This is a genomic window from Salipiger pallidus (genome assembly GCF_014643635.1).
GTDB classification, from domain to species: domain Bacteria; phylum Pseudomonadota; class Alphaproteobacteria; order Rhodobacterales; family Rhodobacteraceae; genus Salipiger; species Salipiger pallidus.
Genome location: NZ_BMJV01000001.1, coordinates 458,815 through 483,815, shown reverse-complemented (window position 1 = coordinate 483,815; position 25,001 = coordinate 458,815). Strand labels below are relative to the sequence as shown.

Annotated in this window: 21 protein-coding genes; 12 read left to right on the top strand and 9 right to left on the bottom strand. The window is 64.9% G+C overall.

The window, feature by feature from the left end; genetic code table 11:
- Positions 1-407: 407 nt before the first annotated feature.
- The 4 genes from tgt to lon all read left to right on the top strand — a co-directional run bounded on the left by tgt (position 408) and on the right by lon (position 5,864).
- Positions 408-1,535: a tRNA guanosine(34) transglycosylase Tgt gene (gene tgt / locus IEX41_RS02295; RefSeq protein WP_188788410.1), complete on the top strand. Its 1,128-nt coding sequence runs from the start codon at positions 408-410 to the stop codon at positions 1,533-1,535.
- 256 nt (positions 1,536-1,791) lie between these two features.
- Positions 1,792-2,886, top strand: a complete 1,095-nt coding sequence (locus IEX41_RS02290; protein ID WP_188788408.1) for an alkene reductase — start codon at positions 1,792-1,794, stop codon at positions 2,884-2,886.
- Between the two features lie 122 nt (positions 2,887-3,008).
- On the top strand, positions 3,009-3,182 hold the full coding sequence (locus tag IEX41_RS02285) for a hypothetical protein (protein ID WP_188788406.1): 174 nt from the start codon (positions 3,009-3,011) through the stop codon (positions 3,180-3,182).
- Positions 3,183-3,452: 270 nt separating this feature from the next.
- A complete protein-coding gene (lon, locus tag IEX41_RS02280; RefSeq protein ID WP_188788404.1) occupies positions 3,453-5,864 on the top strand; it encodes an endopeptidase La in 2,412 nt (803 codons plus the stop codon).
- A gap of 87 nt (positions 5,865-5,951) precedes the next feature.
- Here lon and IEX41_RS02275 read toward each other — a convergent pair whose 3' ends face one another.
- The gene (locus IEX41_RS02275; protein ID WP_188788402.1) at positions 5,952-6,230 is read right to left on the bottom strand and encodes a hypothetical protein; all 279 of its coding nucleotides are present in this window, start codon (positions 6,228-6,230) and stop codon (positions 5,952-5,954) included.
- Positions 6,231-6,301: 71 nt separating this feature from the next.
- Between IEX41_RS02275 and IEX41_RS02270 the strand changes: the two genes are divergently transcribed.
- Positions 6,302-6,535 carry a hypothetical protein gene (locus IEX41_RS02270; RefSeq protein WP_188788400.1) on the top strand — a complete coding sequence of 78 codons (234 nt, stop codon included), beginning with the start codon at positions 6,302-6,304 and terminating at the stop codon, positions 6,533-6,535.
- 84 nt (positions 6,536-6,619) lie between these two features.
- On the opposite strand, the gene IEX41_RS02265 is transcribed toward IEX41_RS02270, so the two are convergent.
- The gene (locus tag IEX41_RS02265; RefSeq protein ID WP_188788398.1) at positions 6,620-8,209 is read right to left on the bottom strand and encodes a gamma-glutamyltransferase family protein; all 1,590 of its coding nucleotides are present in this window, start codon (positions 8,207-8,209) and stop codon (positions 6,620-6,622) included.
- A gap of 153 nt (positions 8,210-8,362) precedes the next feature.
- Between IEX41_RS02265 and IEX41_RS02260 the strand changes: the two genes are divergently transcribed.
- Together IEX41_RS02260 and IEX41_RS02255 are read left to right on the top strand one after the other, a co-directional pair.
- Complete coding sequence (locus IEX41_RS02260; protein ID WP_188788396.1) at positions 8,363-9,016, top strand: GntR family transcriptional regulator; 654 nt, start codon at positions 8,363-8,365, stop codon at positions 9,014-9,016.
- A 12-nt stretch (positions 9,017-9,028) separates the two neighbouring features.
- Positions 9,029-9,853 (top strand): sulfite exporter TauE/SafE family protein, encoded by an 825-nt coding sequence (locus IEX41_RS02255; protein WP_188788394.1) that lies wholly within the window; start codon positions 9,029-9,031, stop codon positions 9,851-9,853.
- 206 nt (positions 9,854-10,059) lie between these two features.
- Here IEX41_RS02255 and IEX41_RS02250 read toward each other — a convergent pair whose 3' ends face one another.
- The 4 genes from IEX41_RS02250 to IEX41_RS02235 form a co-directional block, all read right to left on the bottom strand.
- Positions 10,060-10,584, bottom strand: coding sequence for a bactofilin family protein (locus IEX41_RS02250; RefSeq protein WP_188788392.1), 525 nt, complete (start codon positions 10,582-10,584; stop codon positions 10,060-10,062).
- On the bottom strand, positions 10,574-11,884 hold the full coding sequence (locus IEX41_RS02245; protein WP_188788390.1) for a M23 family metallopeptidase: 1,311 nt from the start codon (positions 11,882-11,884) through the stop codon (positions 10,574-10,576). The genes IEX41_RS02250 and IEX41_RS02245 overlap by 11 nt, the downstream gene beginning before the upstream one ends.
- 191 nt (positions 11,885-12,075) lie before the next feature.
- The gene (locus IEX41_RS02240; protein WP_188788389.1) at positions 12,076-12,906 is read right to left on the bottom strand and encodes a ferritin-like domain-containing protein; all 831 of its coding nucleotides are present in this window, start codon (positions 12,904-12,906) and stop codon (positions 12,076-12,078) included.
- A gap of 103 nt (positions 12,907-13,009) precedes the next feature.
- A complete protein-coding gene (locus IEX41_RS02235; protein WP_188788387.1) occupies positions 13,010-13,462 on the bottom strand; it encodes a peroxiredoxin in 453 nt (150 codons plus the stop codon).
- 87 nt (positions 13,463-13,549) lie between these two features.
- Between IEX41_RS02235 and IEX41_RS02230 the strand changes: the two genes are divergently transcribed.
- Both IEX41_RS02230 and queA read left to right on the top strand, forming a co-directional pair.
- Positions 13,550-17,149: a YhdP family protein gene (locus IEX41_RS02230; RefSeq protein ID WP_229672881.1), complete on the top strand. Its 3,600-nt coding sequence runs from the start codon at positions 13,550-13,552 to the stop codon at positions 17,147-17,149.
- Between the two features lie 34 nt (positions 17,150-17,183).
- Complete coding sequence (gene queA / locus IEX41_RS02225) at positions 17,184-18,239, top strand: tRNA preQ1(34) S-adenosylmethionine ribosyltransferase-isomerase QueA (protein ID WP_188788385.1); 1,056 nt, start codon at positions 17,184-17,186, stop codon at positions 18,237-18,239.
- On the opposite strand, the gene IEX41_RS02220 is transcribed toward queA, so the two are convergent.
- Complete coding sequence (locus IEX41_RS02220; protein WP_188788383.1) at positions 18,236-19,561, bottom strand: TadE/TadG family type IV pilus assembly protein; 1,326 nt, start codon at positions 19,559-19,561, stop codon at positions 18,236-18,238. The genes queA and IEX41_RS02220 overlap by 4 nt on opposite strands.
- A 5-nt stretch (positions 19,562-19,566) precedes the next feature.
- Entirely contained in the window at positions 19,567-19,977 is a 411-nt protein-coding gene (locus IEX41_RS02215) for a TadE/TadG family type IV pilus assembly protein (protein ID WP_188788381.1), read from the bottom strand.
- A 499-nt stretch (positions 19,978-20,476) separates the two neighbouring features.
- Here IEX41_RS02215 and IEX41_RS02210 point away from each other — a divergent pair, with 499 nt between their 5' ends.
- The 3 genes from IEX41_RS02210 (at position 20,477) to lpdA (ending at position 24,014) form a co-directional block, all read left to right on the top strand.
- The gene (locus IEX41_RS02210; RefSeq protein WP_188788379.1) at positions 20,477-21,763 is read left to right on the top strand and encodes an MFS transporter; all 1,287 of its coding nucleotides are present in this window, start codon (positions 20,477-20,479) and stop codon (positions 21,761-21,763) included.
- Positions 21,764-21,898: 135 nt separating this feature from the next.
- Positions 21,899-22,486: a DUF924 family protein gene (locus IEX41_RS02205; RefSeq protein ID WP_188788376.1), complete on the top strand. Its 588-nt coding sequence runs from the start codon at positions 21,899-21,901 to the stop codon at positions 22,484-22,486.
- Positions 22,487-22,619: 133 nt separating this feature from the next.
- On the top strand, positions 22,620-24,014 hold the full coding sequence (gene lpdA, locus IEX41_RS02200; RefSeq protein ID WP_188788375.1) for a dihydrolipoyl dehydrogenase: 1,395 nt from the start codon (positions 22,620-22,622) through the stop codon (positions 24,012-24,014).
- 428 nt (positions 24,015-24,442) lie between these two features.
- Here lpdA and IEX41_RS02195 read toward each other — a convergent pair whose 3' ends face one another.
- Entirely contained in the window at positions 24,443-24,994 is a 552-nt protein-coding gene (locus tag IEX41_RS02195; RefSeq protein ID WP_188789219.1) for an HD domain-containing protein, read from the bottom strand.
- Between the last annotated feature and the right edge of the window lie 7 nt (positions 24,995-25,001).

Sequence of the window (25,001 nt, the reverse complement as noted above, 5' to 3'; positions counted from 1 at the left end):
CTCTCGTAAAGCTATCCGGCCGGGGCGTTACGTGCCACCGGTCCGATCGGTTGGGCTGTTGCATCGCGCTCCGGGCTGTCTCTCGCCTGCCGGACGCATTCATTTCTCTCTGTAGGCCCATCATGGCCTCAACACATGAACGCTGCCTACAAATCTAAAATACGCGGCTCTTTCACCGTGCAGGCCAAGACTCTCGCCAAGGGGCCCCGCCCCCTCGTTTCCTTTGACCTCAAGTATCCCGGGGAGCGCGAGGGGCAGCGCCCCTCGTTCCGGCGCCCTCAGGCATCGCAAGGCCAGGCAGGGGGCGCCCGTTGGTCTCCGGCAGGCGGTCAGCACCGGGCCGACCGGCGCCGATCCTCGCCAAACACCCTTGGCAACCCGCGTCGTTTGCGGCATGGGACAAGGCCATGAGCACCACGTCCTTCACCCTGCACGCCACCGATGGCCGCGCCCGCACCGGCGTCATCCAGACCCCAAGGGGCGAGATCCGCACCCCCGCCTTCATGCCCGTGGGCACCGCCGCCACGGTCAAGGCGATGATGCCCGACCAGGTGCGCTCCACCGGGGCGGACATCCTGCTGGGCAACACCTATCACCTGATGCTGCGCCCCACCGCCGAGCGCATCGCGCGTCTCGGCGGGCTGCACAGCTTCATGAACTGGGACAGGCCCATCCTCACGGATTCTGGCGGCTTCCAGGTGATGAGCCTTGCCGAGCTGCGAAAGCTCACCGAGGACGGGGTGACCTTCCGCAGCCATATCGACGGCTCCAAGCACATGCTCAGCCCCGAGCGGTCCATGGAAATCCAGAAACTGCTCGGCTCGGACATCGTCATGGCCTTCGATGAATGCCCGGCGCTGCCCGCCGACCGCGACCGGCTCGACACATCCATGCGGCTGTCCATGCGGTGGGCCGCCCGCTCGCGCGAAGCCTTCGGGGATCGCCCCGGCCACATGCTCTTCGGCATCCAGCAGGGCGGGCTAGAGCCTGACCTGCGGGCAGAATCCGCCAAGGCGCTGACGGATATCGGCTTCGACGGCTACGCGGTCGGGGGGCTTGCCGTGGGCGAGGGGCAGGAGGCGATGTTCGCCTGCCTCGACCATGCGCCGCAGAACCTTCCGGTGGACAAGCCGCGCTACCTCATGGGCGTGGGCAAGCCTGACGACATCGTCGGCGCGGTGAAACGCGGCATCGACATGATGGATTGCGTGCTGCCCACCCGCTCGGGGCGCACCGGGCAGGCCTTCACCCGGCACGGTGTGGTCAACCTCAAGAACATCCGCCACGCGGACGATCCACGCCCGCTTGACGAGGATTGCTCCTGCCCGGCCTGCCGCAACTACAGCCGTGCCTACCTGCACCACGTCTATCGCTCACGCGAGATGATCTCGGGGATGCTGCTCAGCTGGCACAACCTCCAGTACTTTCAGGACATCATGGACGAGATGCGCCACGCCATCGCCGAAGGACGGTTCGAGGCGTGGGAAGCGGCCTTCCACGCAGGCCGGGCCGACGGCGACATCCCCCGGCTCTGAGCGCAGTGGGCGGGTGTGTGGCCGGCCGGTCTCCCGCTGGCTCAGGCCGGGGACGCAGGCGCATCGGATCGAACTTAACGGATGCGCAGGGGCCCTCACGTGTGCATGCAGGCCAATGACGCAGGTTCCGCGGCTATATATTCAAGTATGTGCATATCCGCACGGGGCTGTGCATGCGCGAACCATTGCTGCGCGACGATCCGTGCCTAAGTCCTGTTCCAACCGGCCACCACGGCCGCCAGAACAGGAGACCAACATGACCGAAGCGCTCTTCACTCCCTTCACCGCCGGTGCCATCGACATGGCCAACCGCGTGGTCATGGCCCCGCTCACCCGCAACCGTGCCGATGATGAAACCGGCTGCGTCACCGACCTGCATGTCGAATACTACCGCCAGCGCGCCGGTGCGGGCCTCATCGTCACCGAGGCGACGCAGATCTCGCCCGTGGGCAAGGGCTACATCCAGACCCCCGGCATCCACAGCCCCGAACAGGTCGCCGCATGGCGCAAGGTGACGGACGCGGTTCACGAGGCCGGCGGGCGCATTGTCGTGCAGCTGTGGCACGTGGGCCGCATAAGCCACACCTCGCTTCAGCCCGGCGGGCAGGCGCCCGCTGCGCCCTCGGCCATCGGGGCGGGCGGCAAGACCTTCACCCACAACGGGTTCGAGGAAACCTCCGTGCCCCGCGCCCTGACCGAAGACGAGATCGCCGCCACCATCGAGGATTACCGGCACGCCGCGAAATGCGCCATCGAGGCAGGCTTTGACGGTGTCGAGGTGCACGGCGCCAATGGCTATCTCATCGACCAATTCCTCAAGACCGGCGCGAACCAGCGCGATGATGACTGGGGCGGCCCGATCGAGAACCGTGCCAAGTTCCTGTTTGCAGTGCTGGACGCAGTGACAGACGAGATCGGCGCGGATCGAACCGGCCTGCGCCTGTCTCCGTTCTCGCCCGCCAACGGCATCGACGACGAAAACCCGCAGGCGGATTTCGACTACGTGGTGAAGGGGCTTAAAAAGTACGGCCTCGCCTTCTTGCACATGATCGAGGGCGCCACGGGCGGCTCGCGCGAGCTGGAAGAGGGCCAGAGCATCGAGGCGCTGCGTGCGCTTTTCGACGGGCCCTACATGGCCAACAACGGCTACGACCGGGCGCTTGCGCTGGATGCTGTCGCCTCGGGCAAGGCCGAGCTGGTGGCCTTCGGCCGGCCCTTCATCTCGAACCCCGACCTCGTGGACCGGCTGCGTAAGGATGCACCGCTGAACGAGGGCGACCAGTCCACCTTCTACGGTGGCGGGGCCGAGGGCTACACCGATTATCCGACCCTCGAGGAGGAAAGCGCCTGAGCGCTTTCGTTCAAACTTTCGCGGACCGTGCAGGCAATGCTTGCCTGAATCCGCGCGGCGGTGCATGAGCATCGTTTCAGGGCGGCCCGGCAGGGGCGCCCTTCTTCAGAGGATGACATCCCATGGATTACAGCAAATCCGGCGGCGCGAAGCTTGGCCGCAACGCACCGCGGTTCGACCCCAATGGCGCCAGCAACAAGGGCAAGGCCGCGACGGGCGGAAAATCCGCCAAGGACGAGCTTTTGGCCCGCATGAAGGCAGCCGCCAAGTCGGCGGAGACATCGAAGGACAGCTGATCCGGCGCCGCGACGTCACTGCCCCGATGCGCCGGCCCCAAGGGCGGATGGCGCTGCCCCGCACGCTCCGCGTGCGGGGTTTGTGTCGTTTGCGAGACGCCAAGCGAAGAATGTTCGCTTGCGCCCACCTGCGTGCAGGGTCATTCTGGCGCGCACCCGGGCCGTGGTTGATTTGCTGCAGGGGCGGCCCCAATTAAGCAAGAGTTAAGGGGATGGTGGTAGCTGCCGGAAGACCGGGGCCGGGCCATCCTGCCAAGTGAAGGAATGCACATGCAACAGGCTCTCAACTCCTCCTATCCTGTGCTGCCGCTGCGGGACATCGTGGTGTTCCCCCACATGATCGTGCCGCTCTTCGTGGGGCGCGAAAAATCGGTGAAGGCGCTGGAAGAGGTGATGGCTGACGACAAGCAGATCCTGCTTGCCGCTCAGATCGACCCTTCGGTCGACGATCCGGACTCGGACGGGATCTACCGCGCTGGCGTTCTCGCCAACGTGCTGCAGCTGCTCAAGCTGCCCGACGGCACCGTCAAGGTGCTGGTCGAAGGCCAGAGCCGCGTGAAGATCACCGAGTACATCGAGAATGACAGCTTCTTCGAGGCAAAGGCCGAGTATGTCTCGGAGATGCCCGGTGATGCGTCGACCATCGAGGCACTGACCCGCACCGTCGCCGAAGAGTTCGAGCGGTATGCCAAGGTCAAGAAGAACATCCCCGAAGAGGCGCTCTCCGCCGTCTCCGAGACCGAAGAGCCCGCGAAGCTTGCCGATCTCGTGGCGGGGCACCTCGGCATCGAGGTGGACCAGAAGCAGGATCTGCTGGAAACGCTGCCGATCTCCGAGCGGCTCGAGAAGGTCTACGGCCTGATGCAGGGCGAGCTGTCGGTGCTTCAGGTCGAGAAGAAGATCAAGACCCGCGTCAAGAGCCAGATGGAGAAGACCCAGCGCGAGTACTATCTGAATGAGCAGATGAAGGCCATTCAGAAGGAACTCGGCGATGGCGAGGACGGCCAGAACGAAGTGGCCGAGCTCGAAGAGCGGATCAACGCAACCAAGCTGTCCAAGGAAGCGCGTGAAAAGGCCGATGCGGAGCTCAAGAAGCTGCGCAACATGAGCCCCATGTCCGCCGAAGCCACGGTGGTGCGCAACTATCTCGACTGGATGCTGTCGATCCCGTGGGGCACCAAGTCCCGCGTGAAGAAGGACCTCGGCAAGGCGCAGGAGATCCTCGATCACGACCATTACAGCCTCGAGAAGGTAAAGGAGCGTATCGTCGAGTATCTCGCGGTTCAGGCGCGCAGCCAGAAGCTGAAGGGCCCGATCCTCTGCCTCGTCGGCCCTCCGGGCGTCGGCAAGACCTCGCTTGGCAAGTCCATGGCGAAATCCACGGGGCGTGAGTTCATCCGCATCAGTCTGGGTGGCGTGCGCGATGAATCCGAAATCCGCGGCCATCGCCGGACCTACATCGGCTCCATGCCCGGCAAGATCATCCAGGCACTGAAGAAAGCCAAGACCACGAACCCGCTCATCCTGCTCGACGAGATCGACAAGATGGGGCAGGACTTCCGTGGCGATCCGGCCTCGGCGATGCTTGAAGTACTCGACCCGGAACAGAACGGTACCTTCGTGGACCACTATCTCGAGGTGGAATACGACCTGAGCAACGTGATGTTCGTGACGACCTCGAACAGCTACAACATGCCTGGGCCGCTGCTTGACCGGATGGAGATCATCCCGCTGTCGGGCTACACCGAGGACGAGAAGCTCCAGATCGCCAAGCGTCACCTTCTTGATAAAGAGGTCAAAGCGCATGGTCTGAAGAAGGGCGAATTCTCGGTCACCGATGGGGCGCTGACGGACATCATCCGGTACTACACCCGCGAGGCCGGGGTTCGGAACCTTGAGCGTGAGATCGCGCGCCTTGCTCGGAAATCCGTGACCAAGATCGTCAAGAAAGAGGCCGAGCACGTGGACGTGACCTCGGACAACATCGACGATTTCCTCGGGGTGCGGAAATTCCGCTACGGCCTTGCGGAGGATGAAAACCAGGTGGGTGTCGTCACCGGTCTGGCCTACACCTCCGTGGGCGGCGACCTGTTGCACATCGAGGCGCTCAAACTGCCCGGCAAGGGCCGGATGAAGACCACCGGCAAGCTCGGCGACGTGATGAAGGAGAGCATCGAGGCGGCGTCGTCCTACGTGCGCTCCGTCGCGCCGCAGATCGGGGTCAAGCCACCGCGCTTTGACAAGATGGACATCCACGTGCACGTGCCTGATGGCGCGACGCCCAAGGATGGCCCGTCTGCGGGTCTGGCCATGGTCACGGCCATCGTGTCGGTCCTCACCGGGCTGCCGGTGCGCAAGGACATCGCCATGACCGGCGAGGTCACGCTGCGCGGCAACGCCTCCGCCATTGGCGGGCTGAAGGAAAAGCTGCTCGCGGCGCTGCGAGGCGGGATCAAGACCGTTCTCATTCCCGAAGAGAACGAAAAGGATCTGGCCGAGCTGCCCGACAACGTGAAGGAAGGGTTGGAAATCATCCCGGTCAAGCACGTGTCCGAAGTGCTCAAGATCGCTCTTGTGGGCGAGCCGGAGCCGATCGAGTGGGACGAGGAGGCCGAAGAGGCCGCCGCCGCCCTGCGCGCATCGAAGGGCGAGGACAAGGGATCGGGCGCGGTCACGCACTGATCGCGAAGCGTCCCGGCAGATTTGCCGGAGCGCACGACAATTTGTCTTCAAACGGACAGGGGCGCTGCGCAGATCGCGGCGCCCCTGTCACGTTTGGGTGGCATCCGGGGGGCAGGTCCCCAATCGCCAGCGCGGTAGCCACCACGCGCGATGCTTCTTGGGGTGGTAGCGAGAAACCATCTTTCCCCAGTCCAGAAGGATGAGCGCCGTGTGAACTTCCACAAGCTCACCCTGCCTGCGGCCTTTCTTGCCGTGGCCTGCACCACGTCGCGCCTCATTGCGCATGATGCTCCGCGCGATCCGGCGCAGTAGGCCGAGACCCTCGTGCTGGTCATCGGATTCCGTGAGGGCATCTTCCTCGATCATGAGGGCAGGGTCTCGGCGATGGCTGACGGCGACATCCAAGTCCCTACCTGCCCGACGGCAAAGAGCCCGTCGTGAAGTACTCTGCCAGCTTCTTCGCCGAGAGGTCTGATGGGTTCTCCGAGATCGAGCGCTGCGCAAGCAGCGGCCGCCTTCTGTGGCTGCATGTTTATCCCAGAATCGCCGAAGACGATCTGGACCGGACGATCGTCGACATTTTCCGAGCCGGGGGTGGCATCATCGTCGAGCTCTTGGAGGGCATGCAGCCGGTGCCCGCCAAGGCCATAAACGACAACACTATGTTCTGAGCGCCATGGCGCGAACACGCAGAAGGGGCGCCGCGATCCCTTCGCGGCGCCCCTTTCCCTAGGCAGTGGCCCTTGGCGTGGCCTCTAGAACCCCAGCGCCATACCGTCCTTACGCGTGTCGCTCCCGCCCTCGAGGAAGCCGGTGCCCTCGTGGATGCGCACCGCCTGGCTGCCGCCGATGGGACTGGTCTGGACCTCCAGCTTGTGGCCCCGAGCCTCGAGGCTGGCGCGCGCCTCGGCGGACACGCCCGGTTCGATCTGCAGCACGTCACCAATGGCAAAGCTGCGCGGGGCGTCCATGGCCTCCTGCACTCCGAGGCCGAGATCCAGCAGCCCCGACAGGAAGGCCGCGTGGCCCGCCGCCTGGTACTGCCCGCCCATGACGCCGAAGGGCATCACCGGCACGCCGTCCTTGACGAGGATGCCGGGAATGATCGTATGCAGCGGCCGCTTGCCCGGCGCGATTGCATTGGGATGGCCTTCGATCAGCCGGAAGGCGGCACCGCGCGACTGGAACAGCACGCCGGTCTCGGGGCAGAGCCGACCCGAGCCGAAGCCGTGGAAGATCGAGTTGATGAAGCTGAGCGCGTTGCCCTCCGCGTCCACCACGGAGATGTAGATGGTGTCCTTGTGCTCGGGTTCGTCCCACAGCGCCGGGGGCAGGGCGCGGGTCATGTCGATACGCGCGGCGAGGGCATCGACCACCTCGTCCGACAGCAGTGTTTCCACAAGGGCCGGGCATTGCTCGGGGTCCGCCAGAAGCGCGTCGCGGTGATGGTAGCCCAGCTTGGTTGCCTCGGCGTGCAGGTGGATGCGGTCCGCCTCCGAGAGGCCCTCGCCCATGTCAAAGCGTGACAGGATGCGCAGGATCAGCAGCGCCACCACGCCCTGTCCGTTGGGGGGGCATTCATAGACATCGTGCCCGGCATATTCGGCGTGGATCGGATCGGTCCAGAAGGCGGCGTCCTTGCCGGCGTGGAAATCCTCAGGCGTGTGCAGGCCGCCGAGCGATTGCAGGTGCGCGGCCATCTTCGCGGCGGTCTCGCCCTCGTAGAAGCCTGCCGCACCCTTCGCAGCGATTTCGCGCAGGCGCGCGCCGACCAGCGGTTGGGCATGGCGGTCGCCCGCCTTCGGGGGCGTGCCTCCTGGCAGGAAGACGGCGGCTGCATGGGCATCGCCCTCGACGACCGACGCCTCTTTCGCCCAGTCCATGGCAACGCGCGGGGTAACCGGGTAGCCATTTTCCGCGTAGGCGATGGCGCGGGCAAAAAGCCGTTCCAGTGGCAGCGTGCCGTGATCGTCATGCAGGCGGCACCAAGCCGAGATCGCGCCGGGGATTGTCACCGCGTGGGGGCTGGTCTGCGGGACGCTGTCCCCGAGCCCGGCGGCCTTCAGAGTCTCGACAGTGGCGGCGGCAGGGGCCCGGCCCGAGCCATTCAGCGCCTTGATCGGGCCGTCCTTGGGGGCATAGAGCGCGAAGCAGTCGCCGCCGATGCCGGTCATCAGGGGGTCGACCACGCATTGCACCGCCACGGCGGCAATGGCCGCATCGACGGCCGAGCCGCCAGCGCTCAGGATCTCGTGGCCGGCAGAGGTCGCCAGCGGATGCGAGGTCGCGATCATCGCGGTGGTGGCCAGCGGCGCGGGGCGGCGCGCCGAGAAGAAATCATGCATGTGGTCGTCCTGTCCCTTGGGCAGCGTGGCAGGGGCCGCGCCGTCATCTCCTTGCCTGTCACCTTCCGAATGGTTGTCATCGAATCCGGTTGAGCTGACATGTATACATATGCAATGAAACGGTACACCGGATCAACGGGGGAATCGCAGATCGTGTCCGACAGAACCGCAGACCAGATCTTTGGCAGCCTGCTGCAGGAGATCGTCTCTGGGCGCCTCGCGCCCGGCGAGCCCCTGTCGGAGCAGCCGCTTGCGGCACGGTTCGGCGTCTCCCGAACACCGGTGCGCGAGGCACTGCACCGGCTCGAGCAGGCGCGTCTTGCCGAACGCGGCACCCGCCGTGCTTTCGTGGTCCGTCAGCAAAGCATGGATGAACTTGAGCGCCTGTTCGAGGCCGCGGGCGAGATCGAGGGCGCCATTGCCGCACTTGCCGCCCTGCGCATGTCCGAGATCGAGCGCCGCCAGCTTGCCGCCCTCCTGCAGGAAGGAGAGGTCACCACGGACCCCGAAGGCTATGCGGCTCTCAACCTCGCCTTCCACGCGGCGATCCGGACGGGAGCGCGCAATGATATCCTTGCCGCGTCGCTGCAGGATCTGAACCTGCGGACCTTCGGCTGGCGCGATGCCAACTTCCGGGCCGATGCCGACCGCATGGCCACCTCTCACATTGAACATGCCGCTATCGCCGAGGCGATCATCGGCAAGGATGCACAGGCTGCCCGCCAACACATGCGCAGCCACGTGGCCACTGCCTTTCTGGTGCTGGCCGAGACGCTTTCCGCCGCCTCTTCAGACAGGCGGCCCTGACCGGAGACCTACATGCCCGATCCAATCCTCATACTCGAACTGTTCGCCTTCCTCGTCGTCATCGGCGGCGTGGCAGGGGTGCTTGCCGGCCTGCTGGGCGTGGGCGGCGGCATCGTGCTTGTTCCATCGTTCTTCTACAGCTTCACGCTGATGGGATATGACGGCCCGGAGCTTATGCAGGTCTGCCTTGCCACGTCGCTGGCGACCATCTGCGTCACCTCGATCCGCTCGGTCCTGAGCCACAATCGCAAGGGGGCGGTGGACTGGACCATCCTGAAGCAGTGGGCGCCGGGCATTGTCATCGGCGCCCTGATCGGCGTGCTAGCGGCAGCGGGGCTGCGGTCGAGCACGCTGCAGGCGATCTTCGGGTTCGTCGGACTTTTCATCGGTGCCTACATGGCCTTCGGCAGCAACGCATGGCGCGTGGCGCAGGAGATGCCGAAGGGCGGGCGGCAGTACATCTATTCGCCCGTGGTGGGGCTATTGTCTGTGCTCATGGGCATCGGGGGCGGCAGCTTCGGCGTGCCATTCATGACGCTGCACAACGTGGCAATCCACCGTGCCGTGGCAACTGCGGCCGGCTTCGGCCTTGCCATTGCGCTGCCATCGGCGCTGGGGTTCCTGCTGGTTGAGATCGGTCCGGAGTCCAGTCCGCCGTTCACCCTTGGGGCGGTGAACATTCCCGCCTTCCTCGTCATCATCGTGATGACCCTGCTGACCGCGCCGCTGGGGGTCAAGATCGCCCATGCAACGGATGCCAGCCGGCTCAAGCGCTTCTTTGGCGGGTTCCTTATCCTCGTGGCACTGAACATGCTTCGCAAGGCTGTGATGGGCTGAGGCGCCGTCCGCGTAGCACGAGACTGACATGACACGAGCGCCGGGCCGGGAGGTCCGGCGTTGTCATGTCCGGCAGTATGGCCCGGAGGTCCGAGTGCGGCACTGCCATGGCGACAACGGAAACGTGAGAGCGAAACGAAAAACGCCGGGCTGTGCGGCCCGGCGCTTGGTCAGATCCTTGGCGGAATAGGCCCTTGGGCAGACGCTCAGGCTTCGCCTTCGCTGGCCGATCCGGCGCGGGCCGGTTGCGGGGCCGCTGCCGGTGCCGAGCCCTTGCCGCGGGTGGACAGCGGGTCGTCCTGGCGCTGCACGGAGCCTTCGAAATGGGCACCGCTTTCGATGGCGATGGTCTTGTGGATAATGTCACCCTCAACCCGGGCGGTCGCGGTCAGGCGGACCTTAAGGCCACGGACGCGGCCCACGATACGGCCATTGATGACCACGTCATCGGCGACCACTTCACCCTTGATGGTTGCGGTCTCGCCGATGGTCAGAAGATGGGCGCGGATGTCGCCTTCCACGGTGCCCTCGACCTGGATGTCACCGGTGGTCTTGAGGTTGCCGGTGATGTGCAGGTCGCTCGACAGGACAGAGGCGGGCGGCTTGGCCTTGGGCGGGGTCGACGGCTTGTACTCGGTCGCAGGCTGGCGGGGTGCTTCTGCCGCGGGCTTCGGTGCGGAGGTGTCCTCGGCCTTCGGGCCAGGCTCGTTGATTTTGCTTTTAGAAAACATCGTTTGCAGCCTTGATGTAGATCATGGGGTTCACAGCCTCACCTCCCACGCGAACCTCGTAATGAAGGTGCGTTCCGGTCGACCGTCCGGTATTCCCCATATCACCGATCCGATCCCCGCGCGAGACTCTTTGGCCAACCTTCACGTGGATTTTGGACTGGTGCGCATAGCGTGTCTCGATCCCGAACTCGTGCTTGATCTTCACAAGGCGGCCGTAGCCCGACATCCAGCCTGCATATGTGACGACACCATCTGCGGTTGCATAGATCGGGGTGCCGTGCGGCGCTGCGAAATCGGTGCCGGCGTGCAGGCGGCCCCAGCGGCGGCCAAAGCCCGATGTGAAGCGGAAGGCATCCTTCAGCGGCACGGCAAAGGGCAGCTTCTGCGAGGCGATGCGGTAGAGGTTCAGCCGGTCCATCTCTCCCAGGATGCGGTTGGCGCGCTCGGCGTCCGAAGACACGGTGCCACCGCGGGTCGAGAAGGTGATCGGGTTCAGCGGACCACCTTGGCCGGAATAGCCGCGGCGCACCTGGTTGATGATGTTGTCGGGGTCCATGCCCGCAGCTTCGAACATCTTGTCGAGCGGTTTCACCGAGACGGTCATCGCCTCTTCGAGCTGGCGGAAGATGCGGTCGTTCTCTTCTTCCATGAGGCGGATCTCGGTGGCCATGTCATCCGCGCGGGTAAGCGCGTCGCGGGCGTCGGCCACCACTTGATCGCGTTGTTCCGCGGTGCGGGCGAGTGCATCTGCCAGCATGTCGAGTGTGGCGTCTGCTTCGCCACCCCCGGCGGCCTGCACAGCGCCACCCTCAATGCGACTTTCCAGAGCGGCAAGGCGGTCCGAGGTCTGCTCGCGCTCCTTCATGGTGTCGCGCAAAGTGGTCTGGATCACGTCAATGCCGGTTTCCAGCTCGCGGCGGCGAGCCTCGCTGTCGAGCAGCCTCGACTGCATGGCCGAAACCTGCTGCAGCGCGCTGTTGAAGCGTTCCTGAGCGGCCAGTGCTTCGGCGGCACGGCTGTCGCGTTCGCCGGAAAGTTCATTGAGCCTGCGCTGATAGGTGATCTGGTCGCGCTTGGCCTGTTCGCGGAAGTTGCCGGCGCTGATGCTGTCCATCAGCAGGATCGACGTGGCCACCGTGGTCCATGCAACCAGCGCGGTGCAGCCAAGGAAGGCGGCAAGCTGGGTTTCCGACCGGAGCCGGATGAACCTTGTGTCGGAATCGGATTTCAGGAAAAGCCTGCGTTCCGGAAAAAATCGCTCCATGAGCGCATGCATTCTGATCGCGAGACGCGTTCGCAATGGTCTGTCCCTCGTCTTCAGTCCCGTCCCGGAAGGCTGATCACTCAACCTGTCCGGCCCGCGAACGGGATAGACCACGGAGTGTTGCCGTCGCAACAACGTTCACGGGGAAAACGCGTCGGATACCGCCGATCAGCCGGAAAATGGCGAGAATCCGCCGGTTTTCGTTTCAGTTCGAGGGTTTGAAACCTTCAGGTTGTGCGTTTCGTATGGGGAGTCTCGTTTGCGAGGGGCCAGTAGAAATCCGGTGGCAGCCCGGCTTCGGCTCGTTTCTCCTCGTTGAAGGGGGGCTTGAGGCCACCCTTGAAATAGGTCCGGACGAGGTCGTGGAACACGTCGCGCGGATCGAGATCGTGACGGCCGCAAAGGAAATGGAACCACTTTGATCCGTAGGCCACGTGGCCCACTTCCTCGGCGTAGATGGTCTCGAGCGCGGCAATTGCGCTGTCCACCTTGGCCTTGCGGAAGATCTCGATCATGCCCGGCGTCACGTCGAGCCCACGCGCCTCGAGCACCATGGGTACTACGGCGAGGCGGCCCATGAGATCCTCGGCGGTGTCCTCCGCGGCGCGCCACATGCCCGCGTGGGCGGGCAGGGCACCATAATGGCTGCCAAGCTCTTCGAGGCAGTCGCACATGAGGTTGAAGTGCTTGGATTCCTCATCAGCGGCGCGCACCCAGTCATCGTAAAAGCCAAGCGGGAAGCGCGTGTCGGTGAAGCGGGCGATGATGTCCCAGTGCAGATCGACGGCGTTGAGCTCGATATGAGCGACCGCGTGGAGCAGCGCGATACGGCCCTGCGGCGACCCGGGCTTGCGTTTGGGCACCTCGCGTGGGCTGAGCAGCTCGGGCTCTGCCGGACGGGACGGGCGCAGGGGCGGCGTCGCACTGCCGATCTCGAGCGGTGTTCCGGCATCGCGCGCGGCGCGCCATGCGGCGGCATGGGCGTGGGATTTCGCGGTCTTCTCGCGTCCGTCCGCGGTGGTAAGCACATCCACCGCCATCTCGCTGAGGGTCAGCATCGCCGGGCTCCTTCGGGCTGCGTCATTGTCTTCGGGCAAATTCCTTGCCAAGGAATTTGCACCGCCCCGGCCGGCTCTGCGGCAGGGGCGGTGAGGCCGGATATCAGAGCGCGCGCACCGCTTCCAGCACCTCGTCGGCGTGGCCGGGCACCTTAACCTTGCGCCATTCCTGCGCAATCTGCCCATCCGGCCCGACAAGGAAGGTGGACCGCTCGATGCCCATGAAGGTCTTGCCGTACATCTTCTTTTCCTTGAACACGCCGTAGGCCTCGCAGACCTCGGAGCCTTCGTCCGATAGCAGCGGCACGGTCAGCTCCTTCTTGGCCATGAACTTGTCGTGGCTAGCAAGGCTGTCCTTGGAAATGCCGAAGACCTTCGCGCCTGCGGCCTCGAACTCGGGCAGCAGGCGGGTGAAATCCTGGTTCTCGAGGGTGCAGCCCGAGGTGTCGTCACGCGGGTAGAAGAACAGTACCACCGGGGCGGGGCGCAGGGCTGTCAGCGTGACGTCGTCTCCGCCAGTGCAGGGCAGGGTGAAATCGGGGGCGGTGTCGGTCATGGCTCTGGCTCCGGAATTGTGTTTGGATGTGTATCGCCTCACGGTGTAGAACGCCCGGACGCAGATGCAAACAGAGACCGCCGCCCCTTGAGCGACACCTCCCCGAAAGACCAACGCCCGCAAGGGGCTGACCAAGCCCGCGCCGGCATGGAAGACGACCGTTCGGCAGGCGCCGGGCCTGCCGTGGACGAGAGCAGCCGCATGGACCTGAGCGTTGCCAACGGCAGCGATACAGGCAGTCGGCAGAGCGGTACGTCCTCCTGCGAGGATGCCGAGAGCAGCACCCCTTCGCCGGAGGACGATGCCGCGACTCCCGGCGGCGGCCCTGCGGGCAGCACGCCGGAGACCGGCGGCACAGAGGATGGCCAGACTGAGGGTGAAGCTCCCGAGAGGGGCACAGCCAAGACGCCCATTGCACCGAAGCCCCGCAAGAAAGGGCGCAAGCGGCGCTGGCTTGGGGGGATCTTCTCGGTCCTGACGGTGATCGTCTTGCTGGCGGGGGCAGGGCTGTGGTCGGTGATGGAGCGGCCCCTGTCGGCGCCAGGCTGGCTGCGGGAGCAGATCGAAGAGCGCATCGCGCAGGCGGTTCCGGGGATCGACCTCAGCTTCGGGGACTTGCAGCTGGAAGTCCGGCCCGACGGGATGGCCCGGGTCAGGCTGGTGGACGTGGGCATCCGCAGTGACACCGGCGCCCCGGTGGCGCAGCTGTCGAACCTCGTGGCCGGGATGACCTTTGCCGATCTCTTCCGGGGTCGGATCGATCTGCGTCTGGTGCATCTGTCGGGGGCCTCGCTCGCCATGCGGCGCGATGCGGACGGGCGGTTCGGCCTGGCGCTGGGGGATGTGTTCGCCTCCGACACGCCAACCCCGGACATCCCGACCATGCTGGCCAATCTTCAGCGCGCCCTCGAGGATCCGCGCCTCGACAAGCTGACTTCGATCAGCGCCGAGGCGCTGACCATCCGCTACGAGGACGCACGGGCGCAGCGCGGCTGGACCGCCGACGGCGGACGCGTGTCGATCACCCGCGAGGGGCGTAGCCTGCGCCTTGCGGGCGATGTGTCGGTGCTGGGGCGTGGTGACGTGCCCGCGACGCTTGCGGTGACCGCCGAGAACACCATCGGTGAAGGCTCGGCTCAGTTCGGCGTCAACCTGTCGGGGCTTGAAGCGCAGGACATTGCCACGCAAAGCCCGGCGCTGGCCTGGCTCGGGGGGCTTCGGGCGCCGATCTCCGGAGCGCTGCGGGCCAGCATGACCGAAGAGGGGCGGCTTGGTGCTCTCAATGCCACGCTTCAGATCGGCGCGGGCGTGCTACAGCCGAACACTCGGACCGAGCCGATCCCCTTCAGCTTTGCCCGCACCTATTTTTCTTATGATCCCGCAGCCGGCACGCTGACCTTCGACGACATCCATGTGGCCAGCGCTCTGGGCACGTTGCAGTCCTCGGGCCGGGCGCAGCTGCAGCAGAATGGCAGTGGCCGTCTGCCCGATGCCATGGTCGGCCAGTTCCGCATCTCACAGTTCGAAGCGGACCCGGAGGGGTTCCTCGACAGCCCGGTGCGCATCGACGGAGCCGAGCTGGACTGGCGCCTTGCCTTCGATCCTTTTCGCTTCGAGCTGGGCCGCCTGCGCATCACCGACGCGGAGCTGCCGCTCCGGGTCTCGGGCAGCCTTGCCGCCGAGCCCGAGGGCTGGCGCATGGCGCTGGATGCGCGGGTGGCGCGGCTGGAGCGGGACAAGCTGATGAGCCTCTGGCCCGAGGGTGGCAAGGAAGGCAACGTCAAGGCCCGCAAATGGGTGTCCGAGAACATCCACGCCGCCACCCTGCACGATGCGGTGATTGCGCTGCGGCTCGATCCTGGCGGACGTCTGAAACCCTATATCGACGCCCGCATCGAAGGCGGAGAGCTGACCTATGCCCGCAACCTGCCGCGGCTTGAGGGGGCATCGGGGCAGTTCACGCTTTACGATGACCGCATGGCTGTGACGCTCGAGGATGGCTATGTCGCGCCGCCTCAGGGCGGGCGGCTGGACGGAGCGGGTTCGACCTTCACCATCCCTGACATGACCGTGCGGCCCTGGACGGGGATCCTCGACCTGAAGGCACGCGGGCCGATGGAGGCGGTGCTGTCCTACATCGACAGCCCCAAGCTCGAGATCATGCAGAAGGCCAAGAAGCCCGTGGCGCTTGGCGACGGGACGGCGGCGCTGACCGGACAGCTGGTGATCCCGCTGAAACGCGGCGTTCAACGCGAGGAGATCGCGATCAGCGCCTCGGGCAGCGTCACAGGCTTTGCCAGCACCGAGATCGTGCCCGGCAAGCGGCTCAGCGCGCAGCGGCTGGCGCTCGACCTCAACGATGACCGCATCGTGGTTTCGGGCCGGGTGCAAATGGACGGCATTCCCTTCAACGGCAGCTGGACCCAGCCGCTGACCCCCGGCACGGGCCGGGTGGAGGGGCAGGTGACCCTGTCGGAGGCGGCGGCGCAGTCTCTGGGCATCGGGTTGCCGCCGGGCACCATCAGCGGCTCGGGGCCGGCGCAGCTGACAATCGATCTGCCGAACGGGCAGGCCCCGCGCTTTTCGCTGACCTCGTCGCTGGCGGGGGTGGGGCTGTCGCTGCCTCAGATCGGCTGGCGGCTGACCCAAGGCGGTACGGGCCGTTTCGAGGTGGCGGGGCGCTTTGGCCGTCCGCTCACGGTGGAGCGGCTGTCGCTGAACGCCGCCGGGCTCGAGGCGCGGGGCGCTGTGCGGCTGACCTCCTCGGGGCAGTTCGACCGGCTGGATCTGCCGCGGTTGCGGGTGGGAGGCTGGCTTGACGGCTCTGCGGTGCTGAGCTCGCGCGGGCAGGGCGCCCCGCCCGCGGTGGCGCTGAACGGCGGCACGCTGGACCTGCGCCGCGCGCCCTTTGGGGGCGGATCGGGCGGGAGCGGCTCCGGGGGCGGGCCCATCGCGGTACGCCTCGACCGGCTGCAGGTGTCGGAGCAGATCGCGCTGACCGGCTTCCAGGGAAGCTTTGCACAGACCGCTGCGGGGCTTGATGGCCAGTTCACCGCCAGCGTCGGCGGGCAGGCTCCCATCACTGGCCGGGTCTTGCCCACCAACGGCGGCTCGGCCATCCGGCTTCAGGCGCGCGATGCGGGCGATGTTCTGGAAGGTGCGGGCATCTTCCGCAACGTTCAGGACGGCACCTTCGATCTGACCCTCGTGCCGGTGCCGGGACAGACCGGGCACTATGACGGCAATCTCGAGATCGGGGGGGCGCGGCTCAACAATGCACCGGCCATCACCGGCCTTATCGACGCCATCTCTGTGGTGGGGCTCATCGATGAGCTGAACGGGCCCGGCCTCTATTTCAGCGAGGTGGATGCGCGGTTCCGCCTGACGCCCACGCAGGTGATCCTGCAACGGTCGAGCGCCACCGGCCCCTCCATGGGGATCTCCATGGATGGGTATTACAACCTTGGCTCGCAGACCATGGACATGCAGGGCGTGCTGTCGCCGATCTACATCATCAACGGCATCGGGCGGCTGTTCTCGCGCAAGGGCGAGGGACTCATCGGCTTCAACTTCAACCTGCGCGGCCCGGTGCGCGAGCCGCAGGTGTCGGTAAACCCGCTTTCGGTCTTCACTCCGGGGATGTTCCGTGACATCTTCCGTCGCCCGCCCCCCAGCCTCAACCAATAGCGCGTCGCGCGCCCGGCCATTGCGAAGAAATCCCATGCAGCTCAGCGACTTCGACTTCGATCTTCCCGAGGATCTCATTGCCACGCGGCCCGCAAGCCCGCGCTCGTCAGCGCGGCTTCTGGTGGCCGAGGGGGACACGATCCACGATGGCCGGGTGACCGACCTTCTGGACTGGCTGCGCCCCGGCGACCGGCTCGTGCTGAACGACACGCGGGTGATCCCGGCGCGGCTGAACGGCTGGCGCGAGCGGGAAAGCGAACACGGGCTCACACGGGCGCAGGTGGAACTGACGCTGCTCGAGCCGCGCGCGGACGGCACATGGGCGGCGCTGGTCAAACCCCTGCGCAAGCTGCGCGACGGCGAGGTGGTGGTGTTTTCGGACGCCCTGTCGGCAAAGCTCGAGGCGCGGGAGGACGGGCAGGGCCTATTCCGCTTCAACCTCGTAGGCGAGGATTTTGACAAGGCGCTGGACGAGGCAGGCGCCATGCCTCTGCCGCCCTACATCGCGGCCAAGCGCGCGGCGGACGATCAGGACAAGAGCGATTACCAGACCGTCTGGGCCGAACATTCCGGCGCGGTCGCCGCCCCAACCGCGTCGCTGCATTTTGACCAGCCGCTGTTGGATGCGCTGGAGGCGAAGGGGGTGCAGTTCACCCGCGTGACGCTGCACGTGGGCGCGGGGACTTTCCTTCCGGTCAAGGTCGATGATGTCACCACACACAAGATGCACGGCGAATGGGGCGAGGTCACCGCTGCGGCGGCATCCGAGATCGTCGCCACCAAGGCTGCCGGCGGACGGGTGATCCCCGTGGGCACCACCGCCTTGCGCCTGATCGAGACCGCCGCGCGGGACAGCGGCGTCATTGCGCCCTGGACGGGGGTCACCGACATCTTCATCTATCCCGGCTTTGATTTCCGGGTGGCGGACGCGCTGATGACCAACTTCCACCTTCCGAAATCGACGCTGATGATGCTGGTCTCGGCCCTCATGGGGCGCGACCGGGTGATGCGGATCTACGATCACGCAGTGACCGAACGCTACCGCTTCTTCTCCTACGGGGATGCCTCTCTGCTGCTGCCGAAAGCTTAGCGCAGGGCAACCGTGTCCGACGACAGCATCGTTTCCGCGTTGAGGCAGATCGGCAGCAGCGGCAGGTCAGAAGTCAGGTCCGACACCGTGTCCACCAGCGGATTCAGGATGCCGCCCACGAGGGTCAGTGTGCTGTCAAGGACCGTGCCTACTGTGCCCACCGTCTCGTCGATGAACGCGCCCAGCGGTGTGTCCGTGGACACAAGCGCGGGGATTCCAACCACGGCGTCGAGATCGGCAAACAGCAGGATTTGCACCCCGTCCCCCGGCGCACAGGCCGGCGAGCCGGTCAGGAGCGCATCGGGCGTCACCTTTATGGCATCGGGATCGGTCAGCAGTGATGAAAGGTTGGCCACGAGCAGGCTGGCATCAAGGCTGACCTCGCCCTCGATCCGCACGGGGCAATCGGAGTAGATCGCCGCGTTCTGCAGAACGAAGCCGTCCTCGAGGTGCAGCACCTCATTGTCTTTGCAGGTCACATGCAGGCTACCGTCGCTGACCACCGAGAGGTTGTCGAGATCGTGCAGGTCCACGGTCCTGTCCACGGAGGCAACCATGGCCATGATCTCTGACGGCTGCACCGGTGAGACAAAGCTGGTCAGAAGCCCGCCGCCCGCTGCGTCGAGGAGCAGACGGTTTACCACATCATCCACCACGTCGCGCCGCCAGGACGGCACCTCTCCATAGCTCACCGCAGCATTGGCGTGCAGGCAGATCCCGACGAACGCGTTGCGGGAGGACACATCGACCCGCGCCTGAAGCGAGAGCAGCGGATCGATGCACTCGAGCGTCGGGCGGTTGCGCAGCATGGCAACGGCCTGACCGCTGATATCCCATGGGTCGAAGCCGAACAGCCCGACGACACGCAACGGTTCGGGATTGCCATGTGCGGCATCGCGGTGCAGCGACACGCGCACCGCATTGATGCCCGGGCCCGGTAGCTGGCCGGCGGCGGGCATGGGGACGGGGGTGAAGGTATCGGTCAGCGGATCCACCAGCCCCACCTCAAAGCCGGCGTCATGCCAGGCATCGGACAATCCCGCCTGGGTTAGCCCGATGTCGGCGATGCGGCGGGCCGTATCCCGTGCGGTTTCACTCTCAAGGGGTTCGGACATGCGGACTGCGCCGCTTATGGCGCTGGCTTCGGCATTGGCCTGAAGCACTTCCTTGACGCGGTAAGCGTTGGCGATGTCCACCGCTGCGCCCCCCATGAGCAGGCAGACGGTAAGCACAAAAAGGCTGGTCAGGGTGCCCGCCCCGTCGTCGGAACGGATCAACTGGCCCAATGACAGGCAAGGCGCTTTGATGGGAAACAGGGGCATGCGCATCATTCCGGCTCCCGCATCATGGCCACGCGAGCATTCAAAGTGCCCACCACGTAGCGTCCGATCACCGGGGTAAGTGCCGCGTCCGTGGTATCCAGCGCGACCGAGGCCACGACCTCGCTTCGGGATACGTCGATATTGATGTCGTAATCGTCGCGCAGGTATTGCAAGCGGCCGCGCATGTACTCTTCTGCTTCGTCGGGGCGGATACGGTGCGTCGACAGGGCTCGGGCGGTGTCGCGGCTGGCGTGCCACATGCCCGCATCCACCGTCATCAGGAAGGCAAAGTCGAGGATAAGCAGGATCGCTCCGAGGATCAGAGGCGACCAGATGACCATTTCAAGAGTGAAGGCGCCGTCGTCTTCCCGGGAAAACGTTTTCAGAAATTTCCGTGTCTTCGACCTTCCATACATACTGGACTCTCTTCCAACTGGGAGCAGTTAACTACCTGAACCGTTCGCCTCTACCCAAGCCAGATTTCGCCGCCGAAATAGGTCGGGATTGCGGCGAAATTGCCTTTATTTGGACATGATTCCGCTTTCGACAATTAAAGGGGTATTTGCATTGAGCTTTTTATTAATGCTGCGTTACCGAGTAAAACGATTTACATATCAGGATGCGTGAGTGTTTCATTGGTGTGCATTCGATTAACTATGCTTGAACCGCTGCTTAACCGATTCTCTGCAGGGTTGTTTTGCGCAATCACGAAACATGGGAATTAACGTTTTTCTCAGCCCTTTGGGGCAGTGTCAGCACGGGCGGCGAGCGGCGGTTGCGCCGTTTGTCGCCGATGCCCCTTTCTTGCCACAAAAACTTTAGGTCGAATCCTCTTGCACCGGGCGGCTACGACGGGCAGGTGCACCCCCACCGCGGCGGTGTGCGCCACCGCCACTGCAAGGAGACGCACGCGACATGTTCGACGTCCTGAGACATTCCTGGGCCCTGCTTCTGGGCATCCTGCTGCTGATGTTGGGCAACGGCCTTCAGGGCTCGTTGCTGGGTGTGAGAGGCAGCGACGCAGGCTTCTCGGCCTTTTCCATGTCGGTGGTCATGTCCGCCTATTTCGCCGGCTTCCTGGTTGCCTCGCGCCTGACGCCGGGAATGATCCGACGCGTGGGGCACGTGCGGGTCTTCGCCGCGCTGGGGTCCTTTATCTCGGCGGTGCTGATCCTTTACCCGTCCTTCCCGCATCCCGCGGTCTGGACGCTGGAGCGCATGGTGATCGGCTTCTGCTACTGCGGCGTCTACGTGACAGCGGAAAGCTGGCTCAACAACGCCGCGTCAAACGAACAGCGAGGGCAGTCGCTGTCCCTTTACATGATCGTGCAGATGCTCGGCATCATCGGTGCGCAGGCAGTGCTGCTGATCCCCGACCCCTCGGGCTTCCTGCTGTTCGTGATCCCGTCGGTGCTGGTCTCCATCGCCTTCGCGCCTATTCTGCTGTCGGTCGCCCCGACACCGGCATTCGGCACCACCAAGCGAATGACCCTTATCGAGCTGTACCGTGTTTCGCCCTTGGGCGTTGTGTCGCTTTTCCTGCTGGGCGGCGTGTTCTCGGCGCAGTTCGGCATGGCCGCGGTCTTCGCCGCAGAGGTGGGCCTGTCACTGGGGCAGATCTCGATGTTCGTGGCATCGTTCTACGTGGGCGCGCTGGTGACGCAATATCCGCTGGGCTGGCTGTCAGACCGCATGGACCGGCGCAAGCTGATCGCCGCGGTCGCCTTCGCTGGCGGCCTCGCGGCCTGCCTCGCCGTTGTGGCGCCGGAAAACTTCAACGTGCTTCTGATCGCCGCCTTCTTCGCGGGGGGCGCGGCCAACCCGCTTTATTCGATGATCATCGCCTATACCAACGACTTCCTCGAGCCCGAGAACATGGCCTCGGCGTCTGCCGGTCTTCTGTTCGTCAACGGGGTGGGCGCGATCTTCGGCCCGATTACCGTTGGCTGGGCAATCGAGACATTCGGTCCGGGGGGCTTCTTTGGCCAGATCGCCGTACTGATGATGGCGGTCACCGCCTACGCACTGTTCCGGATGACCCGCCGCGCCGCACCGTCCGCAACCGATACCGCCCCTTATGCCATGGTCCTGCCGTCGGCTTCGCCGGTGGCAGTGGGGGTCGCGCAGGAATACGCGATCGAGGCTGCGGAAGCCGCTGAAGCAGAAGCAGATGAGCATTCTGCAACGGACAAGGCTTCCTGAGCGGCGAAATGACGCCACAGGCTGGCGACATGTCGTAATTGACAGAATTCTTTACTTTTGTTCGGCTCGGATCCGATTGTAACATTCCCAAGACACCCGATGCCCCGGGGGATACGAAAAAAGGAGCCTCAGGCCATGAAAGGCCCCGAAGACATTCTTGCGTTCTGGATCGACGAGGTCGGCCCTGCGAAATGGTACGCTCAGGACGACGCGCTCGATGCGTCGATCCGTGAGCAGTTCGAAGACACCTGGAAAGAGGCGATGGATGGTCGGTTCGGTCTGTGGCTGACCTATGCTTCGGGTGCGCTGGCCTACGTAATCCTGCTGGATCAGTTCTCGCGCAACATGTTCCGGGGCTCCGGCAAGGCCTTTTCCTCGGACGAGGTGGCGCTGGCGGCGGCCAAGCAGTCGATCTGGAAGGGCTATGATCTCAAGATCGACGAGCCGGCGCGACAGTTCTTCTACCTGCCTCTCATGCACTCGGAGAACCTGTGCGACCAGGACCGCTGCATCCGTCTCATGAAAGAGCGCATGCCGCGTACCGGAAGCGCGAACCTGCTGCACGCGCGTGCGCATCGTGAGGTGATCCGCGATTTCGGCCGCTTCCCCTACCGCAACGACGCGCTCGACCGGGCAACCACCGCTGCGGAACGCGCCTTTGTCGAAGAGGGCGGTTACGGTGCCACCCTGCGCAAGCTTGAAGAGACCTCGGCTGCCGCCTGAGCGTGGATCTGCACTGATTGCCGGCGGCCCGTGGGGACATCCCTGCGGGCCGTTGGCATTTCCGCCCCCGGTTGTTGAAGCGTTGCGGAAAATGGTTTAGCACCAAACTAATTTGACACGGCAGGAGAGAGCCATGGCTTCGCAAAGCTTCGACATGATCGTCATCGGTGCCGGACCGGGGGGCTATGTCGCCGCCATCCGCGGTGCGCAGCTGGGCCTCAAGGTGGCCTGCGTAGAACGTGAGCACATGGGGGGCATCTGCCTCAACTGGGGCTGCATTCCGACCAAGGCGCTGCTGCGCTCGTCCGAGATCTTCCACTACATGCACCGCGCCAAGGATTACGGCCTCACCGCCGAGAAGATCGGATTCGATCTCGACGAGGTGGTCAAGCGCTCGCGCGGCGTGGCCAAGCAGCTGAGCTCGGGGATCTCGCACCTGCTCAAGAAAAACAAGGTGACGGCGATCATGGGCGACGCCACCATCACCGCCAAGGGCAAGGTGTCGGTCAAGACGGACAAAGGCACCGAAGAGCTGACCGCGAAATCCATCGTGGTCGCCACCGGTGCCCGCGCCCGCGAATTGCCCGGCCTCGAGGCGGACGGGGATCTGGTCTGGACTTACAAGGCGGCGTTGCAGCCCAAACGCATGCCGAAAAAGCTGCTGGTCATCGGGTCGGGTGCCATCGGCATCGAATTTGCCAGCTTCTACAACACGCTCGGTGCCGATACGACCGTGGTCGAGGTCATGGACCGCGTCCTGCCCGTCGAGGACGAAGAAATCTCGAAGTTCGCCAAGAAGCAGTTCGAGAAGCAGGGCATGAAGATCCGCGAAAAGACCATGGTCAAGAAGCTCGACCGCGGCAATGGCAAGGTCACCGCCCATATCGAAAGCGGCGGCAAGACCACCACCGAAGAGTTCGACACGGTGATCTCCGCCGTGGGCATCATCGGCAACACCGAAGGGCTTGGCCTCGAGGAGGTTGGCGTCAAGGTCGAACGCACTCACGTGGTTGTCGACAAGCACTGCCGCACCGGGGTCGAGGGCATCTACGCCATCGGTGACATCGCCGGCGCGCCGTGGCTGGCGCACAAGGCGTCCCACGAGGGCGTCATGGTGGCCGAGCTGATTGCCGGCGGCCATCCGCACGCGGTGGACCCGGACAGCATCGCGGGCTGCACCTACTGCCACCCGCAGGTTGCCAGCGTCGGCATGACCGAAGCTCAGGCGAAAGAGGCGGGCTACAAGATCAAGGTCGGCCGCTTCCCCTTCATCGGCAACGGCAAGGCCATCGCTCTTGGTGAGCCCGAGGGCATGGTGAAGACTGTCTTTGACGAAAAGACTGGCGCGCTTCTGGGTGCCCACATGGTCGGCGCGGAAGTGACCGAGCTGATCCAGGGCTACGTGGTGGGCCGTCAGCTGGAGACCACCGAGGAAGACCTCATGAACACTGTCTTCCCGCACCCCACCTTGTCCGAGATGATGCATGAAAGCGTCCTCGACGCATGGGGTCGCGCGATCCATTACTGATCGTAGCTCGGGGCCGAGGTGCCGCCCCGGCATCGGACATCAGCGGGCCGGAGGCGACACATGCCTCCGGCCTTTTTTTGCCCCGGTGCGTCCGCCCGAACCACGTCGGCCAGCTAAGCGCAACGGTCATGAGACATGACCTGCGCCGCCGCCTGAAAGAACGGGGACCCAAGCGCAAAGCCAGGATGACACTCGCTGTCGCGGTCTCCTCGGTTGAGATACGAACGCGAACGGCGCGCAAGCTCTGCGACAAGGGGGAAGGGCGAGGTCGACACGCGCCGCCGTGATGTCTGACACAAGCACGCTCGAAAAGCAGGAGGCCGGAAGCGACACCGGCCCCGGCCGTCTTCTCTTTCCAACTACACCCGCCGGAGGCGTCACGTCATCGCGGCCGGGCGTCGCGCATGGACGATTCCAGCACGCCGCGATCAGGCGGTCCGGAAGAACGCCTTCACCCGGGGATGCAACCAATTCCAAAGCGCCGGTGCCCCGCGCTGGATCTTCGGAGCCAGCTTGCCCTCGAAGGTCTCAAGCGACACGTTGTAGTCAGTCCAGCTGCCACCGCCGATGGCGAGGTTCAGGTTGGGAGGCTGGAACCGGTCCAGCGACTTGGCAAAGCGCGCATCGGGGGTCTCGTTGTCCTCAAACTCGTGCCAGAGCTCCAGGAACTCTGTGGCCTGGTCCTGGGGCAATAGGCCGAACAGCCGGTCCGCGGCAGCCCGTTCGCTGGCATCCACCGCCGAGTGGTCAACCTCGCCGAAGATCGGCGCATCGCCTGCGTCGATCTCGACGATGTCGTGGATCAGCAGCATCTTCACGACACGCCCAACGTTCACCGGTTCGGGTGCATGTTCGGCCAGAACCGTGGCGAACAGCGCCAGGTGCCAGCTGTGTTCAGCGGAATTCTCGAACCGGCCGTCGTGGTTGCGGGTTGCGCGGGTGATGGCCTTGAGCTTGTCGGCCTCCATGAGGAAGGCCATCTGTGCG

Excerpts from the sequence above, each read along its gene's own strand:
- tgt (WP_188788410.1), top strand. The coding sequence starts at position 408 with ATGAGCACCACGTCCTTCACCCTGCACGCCACCGATGGCCGCGCCCGC.
- IEX41_RS02290 (WP_188788408.1), top strand. The coding sequence starts at position 1,792 with ATGACCGAAGCGCTCTTCACTCCCTTCACCGCCGGTGCCATCGACATG.
- IEX41_RS02285 (WP_188788406.1), top strand. The coding sequence starts at position 3,009 with ATGGATTACAGCAAATCCGGCGGCGCGAAGCTTGGCCGCAACGCACCG.
- lon (WP_188788404.1), top strand. The coding sequence starts at position 3,453 with ATGCAACAGGCTCTCAACTCCTCCTATCCTGTGCTGCCGCTGCGGGAC.
- IEX41_RS02275 (WP_188788402.1), bottom strand. The coding sequence starts at position 6,230 with ATGATCGAGGAAGATGCCCTCACGGAATCCGATGACCAGCACGAGGGT.
- IEX41_RS02265 (WP_188788398.1), bottom strand. The coding sequence starts at position 8,209 with ATGCATGATTTCTTCTCGGCGCGCCGCCCCGCGCCGCTGGCCACCACC.
- IEX41_RS02255 (WP_188788394.1), top strand. The coding sequence starts at position 9,029 with ATGCCCGATCCAATCCTCATACTCGAACTGTTCGCCTTCCTCGTCGTC.
- IEX41_RS02250 (WP_188788392.1), bottom strand. The coding sequence starts at position 10,584 with ATGTTTTCTAAAAGCAAAATCAACGAGCCTGGCCCGAAGGCCGAGGAC.
- IEX41_RS02240 (WP_188788389.1), bottom strand. The coding sequence starts at position 12,906 with ATGCTGACCCTCAGCGAGATGGCGGTGGATGTGCTTACCACCGCGGAC.
- IEX41_RS02235 (WP_188788387.1), bottom strand. The coding sequence starts at position 13,462 with ATGACCGACACCGCCCCCGATTTCACCCTGCCCTGCACTGGCGGAGAC.
- queA (WP_188788385.1), top strand. The coding sequence starts at position 17,184 with ATGCAGCTCAGCGACTTCGACTTCGATCTTCCCGAGGATCTCATTGCC.
- IEX41_RS02220 (WP_188788383.1), bottom strand. The coding sequence starts at position 19,561 with ATGCCCCTGTTTCCCATCAAAGCGCCTTGCCTGTCATTGGGCCAGTTG.
- IEX41_RS02215 (WP_188788381.1), bottom strand. The coding sequence starts at position 19,977 with ATGTATGGAAGGTCGAAGACACGGAAATTTCTGAAAACGTTTTCCCGG.
- IEX41_RS02210 (WP_188788379.1), top strand. The coding sequence starts at position 20,477 with ATGTTCGACGTCCTGAGACATTCCTGGGCCCTGCTTCTGGGCATCCTG.
- IEX41_RS02205 (WP_188788376.1), top strand. The coding sequence starts at position 21,899 with ATGAAAGGCCCCGAAGACATTCTTGCGTTCTGGATCGACGAGGTCGGC.
- lpdA (WP_188788375.1), top strand. The coding sequence starts at position 22,620 with ATGGCTTCGCAAAGCTTCGACATGATCGTCATCGGTGCCGGACCGGGG.
- IEX41_RS02195 (WP_188789219.1), bottom strand. The coding sequence starts at position 24,994 with ATGGCCTTCCTCATGGAGGCCGACAAGCTCAAGGCCATCACCCGCGCA.